The sequence below is a fragment of the Streptomyces sichuanensis genome (assembly GCF_020328095.1).
In the GTDB taxonomy this organism is placed as follows: domain Bacteria; phylum Actinomycetota; class Actinomycetes; order Streptomycetales; family Streptomycetaceae; genus Streptomyces; species Streptomyces cinnamoneus.
Genome location: NZ_JAIXMK010000251.1, coordinates 1 through 1,697, shown reverse-complemented (window position 1 = coordinate 1,697; position 1,697 = coordinate 1). Strand labels below are relative to the sequence as shown.

Here is a 1,697-nt window from a genome sequence, read left to right as displayed (position 1 = left end):
GGGTCACGGCTAGTCTCCGTTCTCTTATCGGCGCGGGCCGCGCGGGCCGGCGGCCGCGGCTTTCGTGTCGAGGGACTGGAACAGCCCTAGGAGGTCGTCGAGCACCGCGACGAGCCCGCCCAGCAGCAGCCCGGCGAGGGCCGCCAGGACGAGGCCCGCCGGCTGCGTCCGGCCCGCCGACCCCGTGACCGCCGCCCCGGCCCCGGCGACTGCCGCGAGCAGCACGTTGCGCACGACGTGCCGCACCCCGAGCGGCGTCGACGACGTGCCGAAGCACCGGCAGGGCGTCCGGTCGCCCCGCCCGGCGACGACGGCCACCGCCCCCGCGAAGGCGAGGAGCAGCACCGCCGCGAGGACGAAGCCGGTCACGGCCGCCGCCGGAACCGGCACGGCGAGCAGCAGGCAGACGAGGCACTCGCCGGCCACCACCAGCGCGGCCAGCGGACGGACGAGCGGGGCGGGGAACAGCCGCATCTGCGCGAAGGAGTCGGCGAAGGCGTGAAAGGCGCGGGGCCCCGCCAGCTTCGTGGCGGCGGAGATCAGGAACATTCCCCCGATCAGGCAGCGGATCCCGACCTCTGGGTAGGACACCGGTTCTCCTCCACGGCTGTTCGCGGGCGAACGACCGGGAACACCGGTACACGGCGGCGTTCGGGTGCCGGCGCCGCGGAAACCGGTGTTCCCTCATGCATGCCTCCGCGCAAAAGCCGCCGTGCGGCGGCTCCCTACGGCGTCAGCACTTCGGACAGCTCTTCCAACAGTTGATCGAGCCGCAGTACGTGTTCACGCAGCAGGCGCTCCGGGCGCACTGCCAGCAGGAGTTGAAGCACTGGCACGCCTGGACGGACGCCGCCGCTTCGACCTTGGGCACGAACAGGCCCAGGAGCCTGCTGCCCATCGATTCAAGCCTCTTGGACATTTCCGCACTCCTTCTCGATCGAAGTGGTGCCCGCTCGCACGTCGCTGAGGAGCGGGCGAGGGTGAACGTCACTGAGCTTCGGCCCGCCGTCTCTCCGGGCGGACATTCGGAGTCTTGTGCGCCATCCGGAAAGGTGCCACCCGAATTCCGGCCAAGTGGCCGCCGTCAGACGTGCAGCTCCGGCGGGAAACCCGTCCAGCGCAGCTCCTCGGGCAGGTGGCGCATGTCGTTGGAGACGAGCACGGAGGACGGCCGGCCCGGCGCGTAGCGGATGACGGTCAGGGCCGCGTTGCACTGGTTCAGGCCCAGCCACCGCCACCGGGGGGCGTCCAGCGCGGCGCGGACGAACCAGCCGATGAGGAAGTTGTGGGTGACGATCAGCTCGTGGCGCGCCTCGTCGCCCGGCACCGGGCCCGTGAAGCGCTCCAGGGCCTCCTCGGCGAGCGCCGCGCCGCGGACGGGGTCCTCCTCCGCGAACTGGGCGACGTAACGGAGGAGGAAGTCGGCCGAATCCGGCGGCAGTTCCTCCGCCCGGGGCACGTACGGGACGTAGTCCCCGGCGCACTCCGTCCGGTGCAGGGGAACGCCGTCGAGCCGGTCGGCGACGATCCGGGCGGTCTGCTCCGCGCGGGCCAGCGGGCTGTGGTGGACGGCCGCCAGCGGTACGCCCCGGAGCCGCTCACCGAGCAGGGCGGCCTGGCGGCGGCCGTTCTCCGCCAGGCCGCTGTGGTCCGGCAGCGCCTCGCCGTGCCGGGCGAGGTAGAGGTAGCGGGGGGCT

3 protein-coding genes are annotated in these 1,697 nt (G+C 73.0%); all 3 read right to left on the bottom strand.

Annotation, left to right across the window (positions count from 1 at the left end; genetic code table 11):
* Positions 1-24: 24 nt before the first annotated feature.
* A complete protein-coding gene (locus LE181_RS31720; protein ID WP_225665063.1) occupies positions 25-591 on the bottom strand; it encodes a MauE/DoxX family redox-associated membrane protein in 567 nt (188 codons plus the stop codon).
* Between the two features lie 142 nt (positions 592-733).
* Positions 734-919 carry a hypothetical protein gene (locus LE181_RS31715; protein ID WP_190112401.1) on the bottom strand — a complete coding sequence of 62 codons (186 nt, stop codon included), beginning with the start codon at positions 917-919 and terminating at the stop codon, positions 734-736.
* A 165-nt stretch (positions 920-1,084) separates the two neighbouring features.
* Positions 1,085-1,697 (bottom strand): histidine phosphatase family protein (locus tag LE181_RS31710; RefSeq protein WP_225665061.1); only part of this gene is annotated, 613 nt, incomplete at its 5' end.